This is a genomic window from Nocardia niigatensis NBRC 100131, assembly GCF_000308655.1.
GTDB lineage: Bacteria > Actinomycetota > Actinomycetes > Mycobacteriales > Mycobacteriaceae > Nocardia > Nocardia niigatensis.
In genome coordinates, this window is the sequence record NZ_BAGC01000044.1 from 105,576 (window position 1) to 123,527 (window position 17,952).

Annotated in this window: 17 protein-coding genes; 10 read left to right on the forward strand and 7 right to left on the reverse strand. The window is 68.6% G+C overall.

The features are described 5' to 3' along the window. Positions 1–61 precede the first annotated feature (61 nt). Entirely contained in the window at positions 62–943 is an 882-nt protein-coding gene (locus ON33_RS21250; protein WP_040860764.1) for a helix-turn-helix transcriptional regulator, read from the reverse strand. 67 nt (positions 944–1,010) lie between these two features. Here ON33_RS21250 and ON33_RS21255 point away from each other — a divergent pair, with 67 nt between their 5' ends. The 7 genes from ON33_RS21255 to ON33_RS21285 all read left to right on the forward strand — a co-directional run bounded on the left by ON33_RS21255 (position 1,011) and on the right by ON33_RS21285 (position 7,996). Further along, positions 1,011–2,636 (forward strand): AMP-binding protein, encoded by a 1,626-nt coding sequence (locus ON33_RS21255; protein ID WP_040860939.1) that lies wholly within the window; start codon positions 1,011–1,013, stop codon positions 2,634–2,636. Next, on the forward strand, positions 2,633–4,396 hold the full coding sequence (locus ON33_RS21260) for an AMP-binding protein (RefSeq protein ID WP_051152587.1): 1,764 nt from the start codon (positions 2,633–2,635) through the stop codon (positions 4,394–4,396). The genes ON33_RS21255 and ON33_RS21260 overlap by 4 nt, the downstream gene beginning before the upstream one ends. A 41-nt stretch (positions 4,397–4,437) precedes the next feature. Next, positions 4,438–4,629, forward strand: a complete 192-nt coding sequence (locus ON33_RS21265; RefSeq protein ID WP_040860765.1) for a hypothetical protein — start codon at positions 4,438–4,440, stop codon at positions 4,627–4,629. Between the two features lie 125 nt (positions 4,630–4,754). Continuing rightward, complete coding sequence (locus ON33_RS21270) at positions 4,755–5,675, forward strand: AraC family transcriptional regulator ligand-binding domain-containing protein (RefSeq protein ID WP_157184650.1); 921 nt, start codon at positions 4,755–4,757, stop codon at positions 5,673–5,675. Then, a complete protein-coding gene (locus tag ON33_RS21275) occupies positions 5,672–6,544 on the forward strand; it encodes an AraC family transcriptional regulator ligand-binding domain-containing protein (protein ID WP_040860766.1) in 873 nt (290 codons plus the stop codon). Before ON33_RS21270 ends, ON33_RS21275 begins: the two co-directional genes overlap by 4 nt. Before the next feature lie 9 nt (positions 6,545–6,553). Then, positions 6,554–7,546 (forward strand): AraC family transcriptional regulator ligand-binding domain-containing protein, encoded by a 993-nt coding sequence (locus tag ON33_RS21280; RefSeq protein WP_157184651.1) that lies wholly within the window; start codon positions 6,554–6,556, stop codon positions 7,544–7,546. A gap of 258 nt (positions 7,547–7,804) precedes the next feature. Then, positions 7,805–7,996, forward strand: coding sequence for a hypothetical protein (locus tag ON33_RS21285; RefSeq protein ID WP_040860768.1), 192 nt, complete (start codon positions 7,805–7,807; stop codon positions 7,994–7,996). Positions 7,997–8,023: 27 nt separating this feature from the next. Here ON33_RS21285 and ON33_RS38405 read toward each other — a convergent pair whose 3' ends face one another. The 6 genes from ON33_RS38405 to ON33_RS44275 form a co-directional block, all read right to left on the reverse strand. After that, positions 8,024–8,533, reverse strand: a complete 510-nt coding sequence (locus ON33_RS38405) for a DUF3558 domain-containing protein (RefSeq protein ID WP_051152589.1) — start codon at positions 8,531–8,533, stop codon at positions 8,024–8,026. Then, on the reverse strand, positions 8,533–9,039 hold the full coding sequence (locus ON33_RS21295) for a DUF3558 family protein (protein WP_083869164.1): 507 nt from the start codon (positions 9,037–9,039) through the stop codon (positions 8,533–8,535). Before ON33_RS21295 ends, ON33_RS38405 begins: the two co-directional genes overlap by 1 nt. A gap of 83 nt (positions 9,040–9,122) precedes the next feature. Continuing rightward, entirely contained in the window at positions 9,123–10,085 is a 963-nt protein-coding gene (locus ON33_RS21300; RefSeq protein WP_040860770.1) for a DNA polymerase domain-containing protein, read from the reverse strand. Between the two features lie 71 nt (positions 10,086–10,156). Continuing rightward, positions 10,157–11,386, reverse strand: coding sequence for a vWA domain-containing protein (locus ON33_RS21305; RefSeq protein WP_040860771.1), 1,230 nt, complete (start codon positions 11,384–11,386; stop codon positions 10,157–10,159). Further along, positions 11,383–12,627: an AAA family ATPase gene (locus ON33_RS21310; RefSeq protein ID WP_051152590.1), complete on the reverse strand. Its 1,245-nt coding sequence runs from the start codon at positions 12,625–12,627 to the stop codon at positions 11,383–11,385. Before ON33_RS21310 ends, ON33_RS21305 begins: the two co-directional genes overlap by 4 nt. A gap of 38 nt (positions 12,628–12,665) precedes the next feature. Then, positions 12,666–13,277 (reverse strand): hypothetical protein, encoded by a 612-nt coding sequence (locus ON33_RS44275; RefSeq protein ID WP_306307521.1) that lies wholly within the window; start codon positions 13,275–13,277, stop codon positions 12,666–12,668. A gap of 1,424 nt (positions 13,278–14,701) precedes the next feature. Between ON33_RS44275 and ON33_RS21320 the strand changes: the two genes are divergently transcribed. From ON33_RS21320 to ON33_RS21330, 3 genes are read left to right on the forward strand one after another with little or no spacing between them, the layout of a single operon-like run. Then, positions 14,702–15,211, forward strand: a complete 510-nt coding sequence (locus tag ON33_RS21320; RefSeq protein WP_083869165.1) for a hypothetical protein — start codon at positions 14,702–14,704, stop codon at positions 15,209–15,211. Continuing rightward, on the forward strand, positions 15,211–16,587 hold the full coding sequence (locus ON33_RS21325) for a hypothetical protein (RefSeq protein ID WP_040860772.1): 1,377 nt from the start codon (positions 15,211–15,213) through the stop codon (positions 16,585–16,587). The genes ON33_RS21320 and ON33_RS21325 overlap by 1 nt, the downstream gene beginning before the upstream one ends. Then, positions 16,584–17,948 (forward strand): vWA domain-containing protein, encoded by a 1,365-nt coding sequence (locus tag ON33_RS21330; RefSeq protein WP_040860773.1) that lies wholly within the window; start codon positions 16,584–16,586, stop codon positions 17,946–17,948. The genes ON33_RS21325 and ON33_RS21330 overlap by 4 nt, the downstream gene beginning before the upstream one ends. Positions 17,949–17,952: the final 4 nt, after the last annotated feature.

Below are 17,952 nucleotides of genomic sequence, written 5' to 3' on the forward strand. Positions count from 1 at the left end.
GACTCTCGCACTCCCTCGGGGCGAACCCCTGAAACCCCCGAATCCCCTGCGAGAGTGACTATTACGGAAGAAGCCCGAGGCGGCGTGCGCGCACGACCGCCTCGTGGCGATTGTGCGCACCGAGTTTGGTCATGGCACTGCGCAAGTAGCTCTTGACCGTTTCCGGGCGCACCGAAAGTCGTTGCGCTGCTTCCAGATTCGTGCAACCCAGCGCGACCTGGGCAAGGACGTCCAGTTCCCGGGGCGCGAGGCTCACCGCGTCGTCCGGGGCCGCGACGCCGGACACCAGGCGCGCGAGCTTCTCGGTGACCTCCCGCAGGCGCTGCCGGGCCGAGGCATCCGACACCTCCTGGGTGATGCCGCGCAGTTCCGCGTGCAGATCCCGGAGTTGTTCGGTCACAACGGTATTGGCTTCGACGACGAAGGGATTGGCGGTAGTGACGGCTTCCCGCGCGAAGGAGAGCCGCAGTCGCCGATCCACTTCGTCGCGAATGGCCAGTTCCGTCGCGAGCCGGCGTCCGGCCTGCACCATCTCGTCGGCGATGCGGTCGCCGATCACCCCCGAATCCCGGTTGGCCACGTACAGCACCGCGCGCGCCTCGCCCTTCACCACCACCGGCACCGCCACGACCGCGCGCAGGCCCTCGCCGAGGACCGGGGCGTCGTAGTGGTGGGTGATGGTGGACGCGGAGCGATAGTCGGACACCGAACGCGGTTTGCCCGTCGCCACCACCGAGCCGCCCAGCCCGGAACTCGGGGCCACGGCCAGGCCGCGCATGCCGTTGGTGCGGGTGCCGACGAATTCGCTGAGCACCAGCATGCCCGCGTGCACCTCGCCGCCGAAGACGACCGGGAGCTTGCTGGCGGAGGCGAGAGTGCGCAGCTCAGCGCGCAGTGCGTCACCGTCGCTGGGGCGCAGGAGCCCGTCGGCGGCCGAAGTCATCGGTCAGCCCCTTTCGGGGGTAGTCGGTGGTGAGTGTGATGTAGATCCTACTGGTGTGAGCGAGAGCATGAGCTACACCTTCGGAGTCTGGGATGCTCCCCTGCTGGGCGATACCATCGGCGCCAACCTGGACAAGACCGCGGCCGCGCATCCGGATCGCGAGGCGCTGATCGACTACACCACCGGCACCCGCTGGACCTACCGCGAGTTCAACGCCGAGGTCGACGCGCTGGCGCTGGGCCTGCTGGCGGCCGGGATCGGTAAGGGCGACCGGGTGGGCATCTGGGCTCCCAACTGCCCGCAGTGGACGCTGACCCAGTACGCGACCGCCAAGGTCGGCGCGATCCTGGTCAATATCAATCCCGCGTACCGGGCGCACGAACTGCGATACGTGCTGCGCCAGGCCGGGATTCGGATGCTGATCGCGGCCCCGTCGTTCAAGACCTCGGACTACGCCGCCATGATCACCGAGGTGCGCCCGGAGTGCCCGGAGCTCGAGCAGGTGGTGCTGCTGGACAGCCTCGAGTGGCAGGACCTGTTCTCCACCGGCCGGGCCGCGAACCCGGATCTGCTGGCGGCGGCACAGTCGGCGCTGTCCACCGATGATCCGATCAATATTCAATACACTTCCGGCACAACTGGTTTCCCCAAGGGCGCGACCCTGAGCCACCACAATATCCTCAACAACGGATATTTCGTGGGCGAGCTGTGCGGCTACACCGAGCAGGACCGGATCTGCATTCCGGTGCCCTTCTACCACTGCTTCGGCATGGTGATGGGCAATCTGGCCGCCACCACGCACGGCGCGGCCATGATCATTCCGGCTCCGGCCTTCGATCCGCGCGTCACGCTGGAAGCCGTTGCGGCCGAACGCTGTACCTCCCTGTACGGGGTGCCGACCATGTTCATCGCCGAACTGGCCGATCCGGAGTTCGACACCTACGACCTGTCCTCGCTGCGCACCGGGATCATGGCGGGTTCACCGTGCCCGGTGGAGGTGATGAAGCAGGTCATCGAGCGCATGGGCATGCGCGAGGTGAGCATCTGCTACGGCATGACGGAGACGAGCCCGGTGTCCACCCAGACCCGCGGCGACGATTCGCTGGTGCAGCGCACCGCCACCGTCGGCCGGGCCGGGCCCCATATCGAGGTCAAGATCGTGGACCCGGTGACCGGAGTGACCGTGCCGCGCGGCGCGGCCGGTGAGCTGTGCACCCGCGGCTACTCGGTGATGCTGGGCTATTGGGGCGAACCGGAGAAGACCGCCGAGGCCATCGACACCGCGCGCTGGATGCACACCGGCGACCTGGCCACCATGGACGACGAGGGTTACGTGGCCATCACCGGCCGCATCAAGGACATGGTCATCCGCGGCGGCGAGAACATCTACCCGCGCGAGATCGAGGAATTCCTCTACACCCATCCCGATATCGTCGACGCCCAGGTGATCGGCGTCCCCGACGTCAAGTACGGCGAGGAGCTGATGGCGTGGATCCGGATGCGCCCGGACACAACGCCTTTGACCACAGAGAGCCTGCGCGAGTACTGCACGGGCAAGCTCGCCCACTACAAGATTCCCCGCTATGTGCACGTCGTCGAGGAGTTCCCGATGACCGTGACCGGCAAGATTCGCAAGGTCGAGATGCGCGAGATCGGCGCGCGACTACTCGGCCTGACCGAGGAGCAGAAATGAATGCATTGAGAAACGATTCCGTCAGGGGCGGGGCGACGGGTGGGCCTGGCAATACCGAGGCCTACCGCGCGGCGCGTGACGGACTGCTGGCCGTCTCGACGGATTACGACGCGGCGGTGCGCGAGTTCGAGTGGCCGCTGCTGACCGGCGAATTCAACTGGGCGACCGACTGGTTCGATCACATCGCCCGCGGCAACGACCGGCCCGCGCTGTGGATCGTCGAGGAGGACGGCTCCGAGCAGCGGATCAGCTTCGCCGAGATGGCCGAGCGCTCGGATCGGGTGGCCACCTGGCTGGCCGGGCTGGGCGTCGGCAAGGGCGACCGGGTGGTGCTCATGCTGGGCAATCAGGCCGAGTTGTGGGAGGCCATGCTGGCGGTGGCCAAGCTGGGCGCGGTCATCATGCCCACCACCGGAGCGCTGGGCCCCGCCGATCTGAGCGACCGGATCGAGCGCGGCGGAGCGCGTTTCGTCATCGCGAATCGCAGGGACACCGGCAAGTTCGACGAGGTGCCGGGCGACTACACGCGAATCGTGGTGGGCGAGGCGGAATCGTCGGAAGGCACCTCCGGCTGGCACGAGTACGCCGCAGCAGCGTCGGTCGAGTCGGCCGGGCCGTTCCGGGCCGTCACCGAGGTGACCGATCCACTGCTGGTGTATTTCACCTCCGGCACCACCAGCAAGCCGAAGATGGTGCAGCACTCGCAGATCAGCTACCCGGTCGGTCATTTGAGCACCATGTACTGGATCGGCGTCCGGCCCGGCGACGTGCACCTGGCCATCAGCGCGCCCGGCTGGGCCAAGCACGCCTGGAGCTGCTTCTTCGCGCCTTGGCTGGCCGAGGCGACCATATTCGTCTACAACTACGCGCGTTTCGACGCCGCCGCGCTGCTCGATCAGCTGCGCCGGGCGGAGGTGAACACGTTCTGCGCGCCACCCACGGTGTGGCGCATGCTGATCCAGGCGGATCTGGGCGAGCGTCCGATCGGCTTGCGTGAAATCCTCGGCGCGGGTGAGCCATTGAACCCCGATGTCATCGCCCAGGTGGAGAAGGCATGGGGCCTGACCATCCGCGACGGCTTCGGCCAGACGGAAACCACGCTCCAGGTGGGCAATACGCCCGGCCAGCGGCTCGTGCCCGGTTCCATGGGCCGGCCCGCGCCGGGCGTGCCGGTGGTGCTGGTGGATCCGATCACCGGGCAGCTCGCCGACGAGGGCGAGATCTGCCTGGATCTGGCTGCGGCGCCGGTCAATCTGATGACCGGCTACCTCGGTGATCCGGAGCGCAACGCCGCGGTCATGGAGGGCGGCTACTACCACACCGGAGATGTAGCGGTGCGGGACGCGGACGGGTACATCACCTACATCGGCCGCACCGACGACGTCTTCAAGTCCTCCGACTACAAGGTGTCCCCGTTCGAGCTGGAGAGCGTGCTCATCGAGCATCCGGCCGTGGTCGAGGCGGCGGTGGTGCCGCAGCCGGATGACACGCGGCTCGCGGTGCCCAAGGCGTACGTGGCGCTGGCGGCAGGATGGGAGCCGAACCGCGAAACCGCCCGCGCCATCCTGGAATACGCCCGCGATCACCTGGCCCCGTACCTGCGGGTCCGCCGACTGGAGTTCACCGAGCTACCGAAGACCATCTCCGGCAAGATCCGCCGCGTCGACCTGCGCAATCGCGAGGAGCAGGCGCACGCGGCCGGCGAGACCATCCCCACCGAGTACCGCTACGAGGAAGTACTGAGCGACACCACCCGCTGAATCCGCGTCTCCCCCTGCCCCTACGACAGACCTGAGCTCCCATGCCCCACACCCTCGAATCCGCCACCGCCTACGTCATCGCCGCCCTGGAGGCGAAGGGGACGGCGTCCCGCGAGGACTTCGACGTGCCCGGGATCGTCAGTACGACCCACAACATCACGCAGACATGGGATTTCCGGGCGGTCGACCGCCGCCGGTTCTGGGGCATCGCGGCCACCTTCCTGCGCGCCTGACCCGCAGAAAGAACAGGGAGCGACGCCCGCTCGCCCGCGTTCACAAGAATTCGGGGGCGAGCGGGCTGTCTCACAGTTCGGTGAATTCCGGGTTTCCGGCCGCGAATTCCCCGCACCATTGGCTGATGCACACCTCCGACTCCGTGCTGCTGCCACGTTTCGTCCTGACGCGCGCCGCGGCCGCGGGCCTGGATCCGGCGCGGCTCGCGCGTGACGCCGGTATGCCGAGCTGGTTGCTGACCGACAGCGACGCCCGGGTGCCCAGTGACTATTTCCCACGGCTGTGGGAGCTACTGGAGTACCAACTGGACGACCCGGAGTTCACCCTGCGGTCCACCGGCAGTTATCGGCTCGGGGAATTCGGGCTGATCGACTATCTGGTCTCGACGGCCGAGACCGTCGGCGCGGGACTGGGCGTGCTGGGACCGTATGTCGGGTCGGTGTCCACCAATTTCCGCATCGAACCGGGTGCGCAGACCGAGACCGAATCCACCTTCGACGTCTACACCGTCAACAACGAGGGCCGGGGCCGCGACCTGTCGGTGCAGATGGCGCTGGCCACGCTGGTCTGGCGCATGCGCCAGACGACCGGGCGGCCGATGGATCCGGTGCGGGTCCAGTTCCGCGAACCCGCGCCGCGCCGCCTCGACGCCTTCACCGAGCAATTCGGCACGGCCCGGCTGGATTTCGGCGCCCCGATCGACCGGATCACCTACCGCAGCGCGGACTTCGAGCTGCCCCAGATCACCGCGGACCCGCTGCTGGCGGCGGTCCTGCGCCGCCACGCCGCCACCATGCCGCCCCCGCCGCCGCGCGCCACCGAGTGGCCGGACCGGGTGGCCGCAGTGCTGGCCGAGGTGCTCGACAGCACCGACGCGATGCTCGATCACGTCGCCCGCCGGCTCTACACCAGTCCGCGCACCCTCCAGCGCCGGCTCGCCGAATCCGGCACCACCTGGCGCCTCGAGGTCGATCGCGCTCGCAAGCGACATCTCGAGTTGCTCGAAATCCACTGGGCCGCCGACCACGACGACGAGCCCACATGACCGCCTCGGACAGTGTGCTGCTGGCCCGGTTCGTGCTGACCCGAGTACGGGCGGCGGGACTGGATCCGGTGGAGTTGGCGCGGGCGGCGGGAATCGGGGCCGGCGCGCTGGACGGGCCACCGGGAAGCATTCCGGGGCAGTGCTATCCGCGGTTGTGGGAATTGTTCGAGCGCAGGGCGGAATTGCCGCACGTGGGACTGCGGGCGGCCGAACGGTATGGAATGGGGGAACTGGGGATGATTGATTATCTGCTCGCCACGGCCTCGACCGTGGGCGACGGGTTGAGGGCCGCAGGGGAATTCGGGTCGGCGCTATCGACCGCACGGCGGCTGGCCGTGGTCGGCGAGGACGACCGGCACGTCACCTTCGCGGCGGAAACGGCCGAGAAGAGCCGGGGCGCGGAGGTCGCCGCGCAGGCGAGTTTCGCCTTCCTGACCGCTCGCGCGCGACTCGGCGCGCGCGAGCGGATCGCGCCGGTCGCGGTGACTCTGCGGGAACGCGCGCCGCGCCACCACGCGCCGTACACCGAGTTCTTCGGCACCGCCGCCGTCGATTTCGGCGCCGACGCCGACACGCTCACGCTGCATCGCACGGATCTGGACCGGCGGCAGTTCACCGCCGATCCGGGGCTGGCGGCCGTGCTGCGCCGCGCCGCGACGGTGGCGACCCTGTCCACCCCGCCCGCGCGGGCCTGGGCCGATCTGCTTGCCGCCGAACTCGATTCGCTGTCCACGCTGGACACGGTGTCGATCGACGAGATGGCGCGGCGCCTGGACACCAGCCCACGCACGCTGCAGCGGCGACTGGCCGCCGCCGGAACCAGCTGGAGCCGGGAGCTGGCGAGCGCACGCCGCCGGGCCGCGTGGTGATGGGCGCCCGTGACTACTCGATCCGACTATCACGACAGCATTCTGATGGCCCGGTTCGCATTGGAACGGGCGGCCCGGGCAGGCCTCGACCCGGAGCGGATCGCCCGGCTGGCAGGGGTTCCCACCTGGCGCGAGGGCGGTGAGGGAACGCGGGTGTCGTCCCGCTACTGCCTGCGGGTCTGGGAGCTGCTCGAGCAGGAGACCGGTGACCCGGATATCGCGCTGCGGGTGTCCGAGGAGAGCACGACCGGAGAATTCGGGCTGCTGGAGTATCTGTTCCTGTCCGCGGAGACCTTCGGCGCGGCGCTGGACGCCTGCGTGCGCCACTCCGGCAGTCTGACAACGAGTTACACCTTCCGGATCGCGAATCGCACCGAGCACGAGGTCTGCTACGAGGTGGTGTCCGGCGTCGAGGACTGCCGCGGCCGGGAACTGTTGGTGCAGGCCGTTTTCGCGTTGCTCGTGGGCCGGGGCCGGGCAGCCACCCGGGGCCCGATCGTGCCCGCGCAGGTGCGGTTCCGGCAGGCCGCGCCGGCCGATCTCGCCGGGTTCAACGAGCTGTTCGGCACCCGCGCAATCGATTTCGGGAGCACGATCGACGCGGTGACAATACGGGCGACGGATCTGGCACTGCCCATGAAGTCGGCCGATCCGGAGTTGACGGCCGTGCTGCTGTCCTACGCGGCCACCCTGCCGGCCACTCCCGAGTTCGGCGTCACGTGGCTGGATCAGCTCGGCACTGTCCTCGACACCGCCCTCGAGGAGGGCACGGCGACACTGGAAGTGGTAGCGCGGCGGCTGCTGACATCACCAAGATCACTTCAACGCCGCCTGACCGAGTCAGGAACCAGCTGGCGTCGTGAGGTGGATTGCGCACGCCGCCGCAGATTGCAACGGGCCGAACACCTTCCACGCGCCCAGCAGGCGGAATTCCTGGGATACGCGGATCCCGCGAGCCTGCGGCGGGCCGTGCACCGGTGGCGCGACCGCGATGATTCCTGAAAGCTGGACCCTGCGCACAGGCCGAAATCGCACCTACCGTACGGTATTCCGGCAACCACACAGCAAGGTTGGCGTGTCCTGTCCCGGTTTGGCGTCTTCGGAACTCCCGCGCGACGCGGCCGGAAACAAAACTGGACGGAAACGCCACGACGCGCCCGCCGCGAGGCTCGCCAGGGCGTTTGCGATGCGTGGTTGTGGCCGACGCTGTCCACGGCCACGCATACCCATCCGGTCCCGGTCCTCGATTGGAGCTTCCCAGTGCCCCACACCGCAGAAACCGCCACCGCCTACGTCGTCACCGCCGTGGAGGCCAAGGGCACCGCCACCCGGCACGACTTCGATATCCCGAGCATCGTCAACATCACACACAGCCTCACCGAGAGCTGGGATTTCAACAGCGTGGACCCGAACATGTTCTGGAACATCGTCGCCACCTTCCTCGAGCACTGAGTTCGATCCAGCGCTGAGGATTCGGCGCTAGACGCCGTCGACGGAGAGCGTGGCGTTCATCAGGTTCATGGCGGCCGCACACGGATCGGGTTGCGCGGCATGTCCGCGGTTCTGCACCCACCACGTGACGGTCCCGGTATCGGCGACTGTCACCGCACAGCTGCCGGGATCCTTCGGATCGCGCCAGTACATGCCGCCGAAGTGCTTCACCACCAGACGCTCGATCTGGTAGCCGAATTGATCGGCGATCTGGACCTCGCGCGCGAGGGTGTCGTCACGCAGCCAGGCATAGGTCAGGTCGACCGTGCCGCCGCCGGCGTTGGTGCCGGTCCAGTTACACACGGTGGGCGCGCTCTGCTGCCGCAGACCGGTGGCGTTGATGGCGCCCGCCAGCTTCTGGTCGTCGATCGGACCGCAGCCCGCCAGCAGGTTCGGATCCTCGGCGGGCCGCACCTGGGTCCGGTGATCGCCGTGCGAACAACCCGACAGTGCGGCGATCAGCATCGCCGCCGCCGCGATTCGCGCGCGTAGCGCCATCAGCCTTGTCCCGCCTTGGTCAGGGTGGCCGCGGCCAGCTGTTCCACGCCCTTGCATGAGGGCGCGGCGGCGTGCTCGGACCAGTCGATGAAATCGGTGTCGCCGAACGCGACGGCCACCTCGCAGGATTGCCCGCCCTGCCACTCGATGCCCGGCTGCCCGGCGACCTGGACGGTGGCGGACTTGCCGGTGGTGACCTGGCCGCGCCGATCCTCCAGCGCGCTGCCGCGGAACCAATGGAAGGTGACCGCGTAGTCACCGCCCGCGGCCGGCTGCCAGGCGCAGCTGACCGGATTCGCCGACACCCGATGGGCATCGCCGACCTCGGTCGCCTGGATGACCTCGGCGTCGGACACCCCGCCACACAGCCCGATGGTGTTGGGCGAGGGCATGACGGCCTTGGCCGAGGTCGTCGTGGCCGGGGCCGCCTGCCGATCGGAGGAGCCGCAGCCCGCGACGCCCATCCCGATCAGGGCGATCCCCACCGCCGCGCCCACCGCTCTCATCACGCCGACCAGCGTAGGCGAACCGCCCGAATCGTGCGATCGGCGGCGTGGCGTCGAGCGGCGCCAACGGTCATGGCCGATGGTCAGTTCTCGCGGCGAGCCCGGGCGCGGCGCTTGCCCTCGTGCATGGCCTGCACCCGGGCGACCGGGATGGTGTGACCCTCGGCGATCAGATCGGCTGGGAGAGACTGGGGTTCGGGCATGGCCTCGGCCCACGGGTCACGGTCGCCGAGCAGCTCGGGGGCGGTGCGGATGGTGAAGTCGTGCGGGTCGATGCTCGGGAGGTCCGCCCAGCTGACAGGGAAGGATACGGTCGCGCCCGGCCGGATGCGGGGGCTGTAGACCGAGACCACCGTCGCGCCACCGGCCCGCGTCGAATCCAGAAAGACCTTGCCGCCCCGGTCCTCTCGAATGAACGCGGTGGTGGCCAGGGCCGGATCGAGCCGCTCGGCGCGCGCCGCGATGGCGCGCGTGGCCGCGGCGGCGTCCTCGAGATTTACCCCGGGCCGCAGCGGGACGAAGATGTGCACGCCCTTGGATCCACTCGTCTTCACCGCGCCCGCCAGACCGTCGGCGGTCAGTGCCTGGTGGATCAGTTCGGCCGCGGCGACCACCTGACCGAACGGCTGATCGGGCGCGGGGTCGATGTCGAGCACGAGATGCGTTGGACTGCCTGAATAATCGGCCAGTCCGTCGGCGGTCAGCAGTGTCACGTGATACTCGACGGCCCGCTGGTTCCCGAACCACAGCAGTGTCCGCACGTCCTCGCACAGCGCGTAGGACACCTCGCGTTTCGAGCTGCCCGCCCACAGCGTCACCCGCGGCACCCAGTCCGGTGTGTACTTGGGCAGGTTCTTCTGCATGAACGATTCCTGCCCGGGCCGCACCCGCACCACCGATAGCGGCCGCTCGCGCAGCGATGGCACCATTCGGTCCCCGACCGCCTCGAGGTAGGCGATCAGATCACCCTTGGTGGACTCGGCCCCGTCGAACAAGGGACTGTCGAGACTGGAGAATTTCAATCCGGCCCGCACGTCATCGCCCATCGGCCCACCATGCGTCACACCGGTACCGGCGTCAACCGTCACCGCCGTAGGGGCCCGCGCCGGGTCCGCCCTCACCCGATGTCGACGACCCGCGCCCAGGCGGGCGGGCGGTCCGGGACGTAATCCGGATCGTCCTCCCGCACCAGGGGCGCCCGGCGGAACAATCCCACCACCGTTCGGCATCCGGGTCGGGCGGAGGGCCAGGGGGTCTGGCCGTCGGTCAGGGCGACGATCACGTCCGGGCGGGGTTGCGCGCGTAGGGCTTTGGCGAATCCGGTGCGCAGATCGGTTCCGCCGCCGCCGATCAGCGGGATCCCTTCGGCACGGCACAGTGGATCCGCGATCCGGGCGGCGGCGTCGCAGGAGAGCACGGTGACGGCGTCGCGGCGGCCGCCCACGGTCCGGGAGATGGCGGCGGTTTCGAGCAGGGCGCTGCCCAGTTCGGCGTCGCTGACCGAACCCGAGGTATCGATGATCACGCTGACCCGGGGTGGGGTGCGCCGCAGACTCGGCAGCACGACGCCGGGCAGCCCGGCCGAGCGTCGTGCGGGCCGGCCATAGGTGTAGTCCTCGCCGACACCGGGAGCGGAGGCCGCGGAGCGAATCGCGGCGCCCAGCAGCTCCCGCCAGGGCTGTGGCGGGTGCACGGCGTCCTCCGCCCATCGGCGCCACCCCTCGGGCGCGTTGCCCGGATGGCCGATGATGCCCTGCGCCACGCGGAATCGGACGGCGTCGCGTTCCTGCTCGCTGAGGCCGTCCGCGCCGTCGGGGCCCAGGTCCCAGGCGCGGTCGAGGCCGTCGGCGCCGCTGCCGCAGTCCAGCCAGGCCAGCTCCTGGGTGCGTGGGCTCAGGCGGAACTGACGCAGGTAGTCCTCCATGAGTTCGCCCGGGCGCAAGCCCAGTGTCGTCGGTGTGACCGCTCCCTCCGGCAGGACCAGGCCGTCGCCGAACGCGTCATCGTTGATCTCGGCGTCCGCGGCGATGTTCATCCGCAGTCGCTCCGCCTGGCCGGACAGGTCGTGCTCACGCGCGAATCGGTCACTGCGGCTGTGGTGTTCGCGCAGCAGATGCGACACCTCGTGCACGAGAACAGACGCCAGTTCTTCGACCGGCGTGTAGTTCACGAACGCCGGCGACACGTAGCACCGCCAGTATCGGTCCACGCCCATGGTCGGCACTCGCTGAGACTCCACTACGTGCAGGGCGTAGAGCGCGGTCGCCAGGTAGGGCCGGGCCCGGACGGCCAGGAGTCGGGCGGCGCAGAGTTTGTCGAGGTCGAGGTGTGCGGTGTCCGCTGTCATCGGGCCACCTGCGCGGCGACGCGGGCCGCGGCGCGATCCGCGCCCTGCGACACCGACACCATGCCGGCCAGTCGTTCGATGGACGCGGGTACGTCCCAGTTGTCCCGGCGCAGGGTGGCGAGGGTCGTCGCGGGGACGACCACCAGGTCCGGTGCACCGGTGTCGACGGCCTTGACCAGCAGCGCCCAAGCCGCATCCCAGCGGGATCGCTCCGGGCGCTGCCGCACCGCCGCCACCACGCTGTCGAGCACGGCCTGACGCAGATCGCCACGCTCGGGCAGTTCGGCGGTGTCCGGATCGGCGAGCAGCGCTTCCGGGTCGGGCAGGTCCATCCGGTCGATGCTGGTCAGCAGTTCGAAACCGGGACCGTCTCCGACCGCGCCCCGGACCAGCAGGGACAGCACATCCCGACCGGCGCCTGCCGCGGTGGCGAAGGCGATCAGCCGAACCGTCATCTCCCAGCTGCGCGGTGACGGCCACGCGCCACCCCGGCGCGTTTCGGAGTTTGGCAGTTGGTGCACGAGTTTGGGTCGGGCCGCCAGCAGGATGCATACCGCGCGGCGAGCGAAAGAGACTGCCTCCGTCAGCTTTTCGGGCGCGAGTACGGGCAGGGTCGCATGTGGCCAGGTGCCGCCGAGGCCGCGGACGACCACGTCGTGATCGTGGGTCCACTGCAGGTGCACGAAGCGGTTGGCCAAGGGCGGGCTCAGCTCCCAGCCGTCGGCCGCCGAGGAGCGCGGGTTGGCGGCCGCGACGATGCGGACCCCGGGCGGCAGGCGCAGGGCGCCGATCCGGCGTTCCAGGACCAGGCGGAGCAGGGCGGCTTGCACGGCGGGCGGGGCGGTCGACAGTTCATCGAGGAACAGCAGACCGCGACCGGCGCGCACGAGACGCACCGCCCAGTCCGGCGGCGCCATCGGCACGCCGTGTGCGGCGGGGTCGTCGCCGATGATGGGCAGGCCCGAAAAGTCCGATGGCTCATGCACACTCGCGATCACCGTGGTCAGTGGCAGATCCAGGGACTGGGCGAGCTGGGTCAGGGCCGCGGTCTTGCCGATCCCGGGCTCACCCCACAGCAGCACCGGCAGGTCGGCGGCCACCGCGAGCGTCAGCGCCTCGAGTTGGATGTTGGGGCGGGGCTCAGTGGTCACCGTGCCCAGCAGGTTGAGCAGTTCGGCGGCAACGTCGAGCTGGGAAGCGGTGTGCTCGGCGGTCGGGGCGCACAGAGTTTCGACAGACATGCGTGAATCACCTTCGGGTGTCTAGGAATTGGGAAGTATCAGCGAAATGCCGCGTTGCGTGGATGCGCGCGGACACCACTACGCCGGCGGCGGGAGTGATCGCGGCCGGGAATCGGAACCAAGGCCGGTGTGGTCAGTCCGGCCCGGAACAGGCCGTAGTCGATCCGGCGTTGCGCGGATGCCTCCAGTTCGTCGCGCAGCGCTCCCGCACGCAGCAGCGCATCGGGACCGAGCAGGCCCTCGACAATGGCCAGCGCACCGGCAGTGTCGCCATGGGCCAGCCGTTCGCTCACGCCGGCAAGACAATCCGGGTGACGATGGGCCTGGTCGATGGCCTGTAGGCAGGGCAGCGGAGTGCCGGTCAACGCGACCAGCAGCTCCTCGCGCCTGACCTCGGCGGGGTCGTGGTCCAGGGCGGCCAGCACCCCGTTCACCAGTCCGATTCGGTGCAGCTCGCCCCGGCATTCCACCAGGTGTGGCCGACCTGCGGAGTCGGCAGTCGGAGCCGAAACAGGGCGCGCCCGGTCCCATCCACATGCCGACGCGACAAGTGGATGCAGCCTATCGGCCGTAATGGCGCCGGCCCGGATCAATTCCAGATCGGGCAGCACCCAGGTCGCCGCATCGGGCAGCACGGGCAGCGCGGACATCCCACTCCGCGGAGGCGCCACCCCGATTCGCAGCAACGGCGAATCATCCTCGGGCGCAGCCACATCGACAACAATTCGCCGACGCGCTCCGCACCGAACGAGGACAGGACCGGCCCGACGCCCGTGGGCGTGCAGCAATATCCCGGCCTCCGCCGCCCACCTGTCGATGGCACACCCGTGCGGCACCAGCTCGGACCACGTGGGATCGGACACCGCATTGTCGAATTGCGCTGCGCCCGAACGTATCCACAGCTCATCACTGCGACTCGCGTCCCACAGATGACGGTGTAGATCGAGCCGGAACCGCCGGTCGGGGCGGGGATGCGGGTGCAGATCGGCACCAGGCCCGGATATCGACCCGTCCCATAACGCGAGGCTGATTCGTTGCCCGGCATCCGCCCAAGCAGGCGCGGTCCGGACGACGAGATACACGGAATCCGCACTACCGCAATGACTTCCGCAATCAGCAGTACGGTACCCGGCCAAGGCCATGGTCAACCCAGGCCGCAGCAGGCCGTCGGGAGCAATCCGAGGCATGTGCCAGCGCAGGAGATCCGGTGCCAGATGACGAAGATCAGCTCGCACCCGGGCGGCAAGTCCCCGGCCGTAGCGCCGCGTCAGCGACCGCAAATCGATATCGACATCGAAACCCGCTGCGGCACAAGCGCCGGCCCAGTCCCCGACTTCACGGCGGGCGGTAGCGGTCTCGATCATGGACGGCGGCACAGCGAACTCACGCACGCGCAGCCAGAGGGAAAGGCGGGAATCATCCCTATTCGTACTCGAAGTGCGCATCAGCACTCACCTGGCACGAACGGGACCCCCAATCTTTGATCGGAAGGAGTCGTCACCCGCCCGAGCGTATCGCCTTCCGCTGATCCGGTCCACCCGCATTCCGCCACACCCAGGTTTCGCCGACGAATTGCCCCAGCTCGCCAGGTGCCGATCAGCCAGGCAAATCGAACGCACCCTCACCGATCCGGGCAGCCAAGGCATCCCACTCACCAGGGGCGAGCACCAGCGCCGGACCGGTCGGGTTCTTGGACACCATCTTCGACGGCACCGAAACGGCTCATGACGGCGAATCCGGGCGACCGGTTGACGAGGTTATCAGGCGACACATGGCGAATTCAATTGCATCTCACGACCGGAGTCGAATTGACCGCATCGGCCTCGGCCCCGGTCACACCGAGCAGTATCGGATATTTCTCCGATCGGGCGTTGGCGTCAATCACGTTGCAGAGAGCAGTAATACGACCGACTGGTTCTCGGCGGGGTTCGGTCCATGGGGCCGCCATGACCCTCGGACGGGCTTGGACAGTCGCCGCAAAAGTAGCTTTCACCAGCAGTTTCTTGGTCGGGTCGGGACTTGTCGGTGGCGTCACATACCTTGGCTACATCGTGATCGACCGGGAGGGAGAACGATGGTCTCGAATCCGAGTGCCATGCCGGATGAACCGGCTTGGGAAAGCGCTTCTGTGGTGCGGGTTTTGCCTGCTGTCGCACCGCGGAAATTGAACAAGGTGCCCTTTGTGGAGCTGGCCGACGGCCGGTTGCAGGGGGTGGTGTCGAGTGGCTCCGATATTTCACGGGTATATGTGGCTTCGGTGACCGCGGGGACGCACGGATTGAGTTGCAGCACCAATAACAATCGGCCGTGTGGCGGGTTGAATCAAGGGTGGGGTTGCAAGCATCTGGACGCGCTCATCGATGAGGCGGTGCTGCAGTACGGGCAGGATCGGGTGGCGCGGTTTCTGCGGGTCGAGGTGCCGGAGGGCGGCCGACTTGCCGTCTTTCTCAAGGGAACTCGCGATCCTGCTCCGGCTGCGGCCGTCTTCAGCCGGTTCCTGCGGCATCTGACCTACCTGGAGCTGCCGGGTAGCGCGACACCGATCCCCGAGCTGCACTGGTTTCCGGCGGGGGTGGGTCGCTGATGCAGGCAGTACAACTGGCCGCGCTGGCGGATGCGCCGGCCGGCGTCGAGGCGGCCCTGGATGCGGTGAGCGGCTTCGACACCGCGCTGGTCAACGGCTTCGCCCGAGTATCCGAACCGCAGAGCGTGGCGCTGACGGCGTTGGCCGGAGCCGTGGCGGGTTCGCCACTGGCCGAGGCGGTCTCGGCGGCGGTGTCGAAGGTGAGCACCGGTGCGATCGGCACCGACGAACTGTCGGCCCTGGCCGCCGCACGGGCCGCGCTGCTGGGCGCGGTGCACGACGCGTTGGTCGATCAGGCCGATACAGCCCTGGGCCGCAATCGATCCGAGTGGACGACTACGGCGGACGCCGCCGCTCCGAGCCCGCTCGCGGCGGGTTCCCGGGCTTGGCTGGGCGAATTGGCCATCGCCGGATGGCGCGGTGTGGACCACGACCTGGTGGCGGCCGCGGATCAAACCGTGGAGTCGCTGCTGGCCGAACCCACGCTGCGACGGCTGGCGATCCTGCTGGACGGCTTCACCGCCGAACTGAGCGCCTCCGCGCCGATCGCCACCATGGATCGGGTGCCCGCGCGGCGCTGGGCCGACCTGTGGGCACGTGCCCTGCTGCTGTCCTGGCGTGGCGCGGAATCACCTGCGATGGAATCGATTTCGGGTCGCTTTTTGCCGCTGGGCGTGGACTTGCACGAGCACGGGACCGCCGTGCAGGCGCAGGTGCACGGCGTGCTGGAGGTCGCGGGGGCGCCTGTCCGCCTGGTGCGAGTGTCGGTGGCGGCGGCCAAGGTGGACACCATTGTCGGACCGGCGGTGTGGCAGCTCCTGGGCACGCATCACCAGTTGCTCACCGCGCTGGCCGAGCACCGCGCGCTGGAACTCACCGATATGCCGCTGATGGCGACCGGTGACCTGCTGTGGGATGACGATCGGGCGAAGGCTGGGGAGGCCGCCGATCCATTCTTCACCGCCACTGTGCAACTGCCGCAGGCGCAGGCTCCGGCCGTCGCGCCGCTGGATCGCGATCCGGTGCACATCGCCGAACCGGTTGTGCTCGAGGGGTACCGGTTCCGCGAGGGCGCACTGGAATTGGGCGATCAGCGGATTCGGGTCGAGCTGGACGCGCTGCCGTCGTCCGGTCCGCTCACCGCGACCGGAGTGACCGGTTCCAGCAGCATGATCGGGCTGCTGCGCTGGGAGGCCGGTGGCTGGTCGGTGCGGCCGTTGGCCGTGCAGCGCAAGGTCAAGAGCGTGCTCACCGCCTTCCACAACGGCGACTGGGCGCTCGGTCCCACCGATCCGAAAGTCGCCAAGGCACAGGCCAAGTCGGGCGACGCGGTGGCGGTACTGCGGGAACGCGCGGGACGGTTGCTGCGCAAATGACGAATCACGAGACCCGACGCCAGATCCTGTACTGGCGTCTCCTGGCCGGTGTCTTCGCCGGCGATCAGCAGCCGACCCTGGAACAGGCGAGCGCGGGCATCGTCGGTGATCTGGGACTGCCGCTGGCCGTGCTCGATCCGGGCATCTCCATCGACAATGTGGTGCAACGCTATCCGGAGATGAAGGACGAGTTCGAAACCCTCGACTTCTCCGAAGCCGAGGATTCCACTACCGCGCCCGGTGACTCCGCGACCGAGCTGGGCGCCTCCACGCCCGACGACACCGAGAACGAGGCCGACGCGTCGCCCCGGCCCATCGGCGCGGCCGATGTCCGCACCGCCGCATTGGTTTCCAAGCTGCTGCTGAACGTCTTCGCCACCGGCTCCGGCCAGGTCAGCGCGACCCAGCTGGCGGGCTGGCAATCCGATGCCAACTGGCTGCGCCGCTGTCTCGGTGAGGAGCAGGCAGGCGCCGTGCAAGGCGTGCTCACCGGTCTCGAAGGCGAACTGGTGTCCCGCATGCGGCTGCGCGAGGTGCTGGCCGATCCGCACCTGGCCGCCCAGCTCACCCCGAGCATGTCGCTCATCGAACAGTTGTTGCGCGACAAGCACAATCTGTCCGGTGTGGCCCTGGCCAATGCCAAGCGCCTCATCCGCCGTTACATCGACGAGGTCGCCGAGGTCCTGCGCACCCAGGTGCAACAGACCAGCGTCGGCACCATCGACCGCTCGGTCCCGCCCAAGCGCATCCTGCGCAATCTGGATGTGGACCGGACCATCTGGAAGAACCTGCCCAACTGGAACCCTCAGGACGAGCGCCTCTACGTCGACCGGCTCTATTACCGGCAGACCGCCAAGCGCACCGTCCCCGCCCGCATGATCGTGGTGGTGGACCAGTCCGGTTCCATGGTCGACTCCATGGTGAACTGCACCATTCTGGCGTCGATCTTCGCGGGCCTGCCCAAGGTGGATGTGCATCTCATCGCCTACGACACCCGCGCCCTGGATCTCACCCCGTGGGTGCACGACCCGTTCGAGGTGCTGTTGCGCACCAACCTCGGTGGCGGCAACGACGGCCCGGTCGCCATGGCCATGGCCCAGCCCAAGATCACCGACCCGAAGAACACCGTGCTGGTGTGGATTTCGGACTTCTACGAGTTCGACCGCTCCCAACCGCTGTTCGAGGCCATGGAGTCGGTACACCGCTCCGGGGTGAAGCTCATCCCGGTCGGCTCGGTGAACAGCTCCGGCCATCAGAGCGTCAATCCGTGGTTCCGCGAGCGCTTCAAAGCCCTCGGCACCCCGGTGATTTCCGGACGCATCCAGAAGCTCGTGCACGAGCTCAAGAACTTCCTCGACTAGGAGA

What these genes read in the sequence shown, in the direction of transcription:
- ON33_RS21310 (WP_051152590.1), bottom strand. Translation starts at nt 12,627, where the DNA reads ATGTCTGTCGAAACTCTGTGCGCCCCGACCGCCGAGCACACCGCTTCC.
- ON33_RS21300 (WP_040860770.1), bottom strand. Translation starts at nt 10,085, where the DNA reads ATGGGCGATGACGTGCGGGCCGGATTGAAATTCTCCAGTCTCGACAGT.
- ON33_RS21325 (WP_040860772.1), top strand. Translation starts at nt 15,211, where the DNA reads ATGCAGGCAGTACAACTGGCCGCGCTGGCGGATGCGCCGGCCGGCGTC.
- ON33_RS44275 (WP_306307521.1), bottom strand. Translation starts at nt 13,277, where the DNA reads ATGTCCGCGCTGCCCGTGCTGCCCGATGCGGCGACCTGGGTGCTGCCC.
- ON33_RS21330 (WP_040860773.1), top strand. Translation starts at nt 16,584, where the DNA reads ATGACGAATCACGAGACCCGACGCCAGATCCTGTACTGGCGTCTCCTG.
- ON33_RS21255 (WP_040860939.1), top strand. Translation starts at nt 1,011, where the DNA reads ATGAGCTACACCTTCGGAGTCTGGGATGCTCCCCTGCTGGGCGATACC.
- ON33_RS21320 (WP_083869165.1), top strand. Translation starts at nt 14,702, where the DNA reads ATGGTCTCGAATCCGAGTGCCATGCCGGATGAACCGGCTTGGGAAAGC.
- ON33_RS21260 (WP_051152587.1), top strand. Translation starts at nt 2,633, where the DNA reads ATGAATGCATTGAGAAACGATTCCGTCAGGGGCGGGGCGACGGGTGGG.
- ON33_RS21275 (WP_040860766.1), top strand. Translation starts at nt 5,672, where the DNA reads ATGACCGCCTCGGACAGTGTGCTGCTGGCCCGGTTCGTGCTGACCCGA.
- ON33_RS38405 (WP_051152589.1), bottom strand. Translation starts at nt 8,533, where the DNA reads ATGGCGCTACGCGCGCGAATCGCGGCGGCGGCGATGCTGATCGCCGCA.
- ON33_RS21265 (WP_040860765.1), top strand. Translation starts at nt 4,438, where the DNA reads ATGCCCCACACCCTCGAATCCGCCACCGCCTACGTCATCGCCGCCCTG.
- ON33_RS21295 (WP_083869164.1), bottom strand. Translation starts at nt 9,039, where the DNA reads ATGAGAGCGGTGGGCGCGGCGGTGGGGATCGCCCTGATCGGGATGGGC.
- ON33_RS21270 (WP_157184650.1), top strand. Translation starts at nt 4,755, where the DNA reads ATGCACACCTCCGACTCCGTGCTGCTGCCACGTTTCGTCCTGACGCGC.
- ON33_RS21305 (WP_040860771.1), bottom strand. Translation starts at nt 11,386, where the DNA reads ATGACAGCGGACACCGCACACCTCGACCTCGACAAACTCTGCGCCGCC.
- ON33_RS21250 (WP_040860764.1), bottom strand. Translation starts at nt 943, where the DNA reads ATGACTTCGGCCGCCGACGGGCTCCTGCGCCCCAGCGACGGTGACGCA.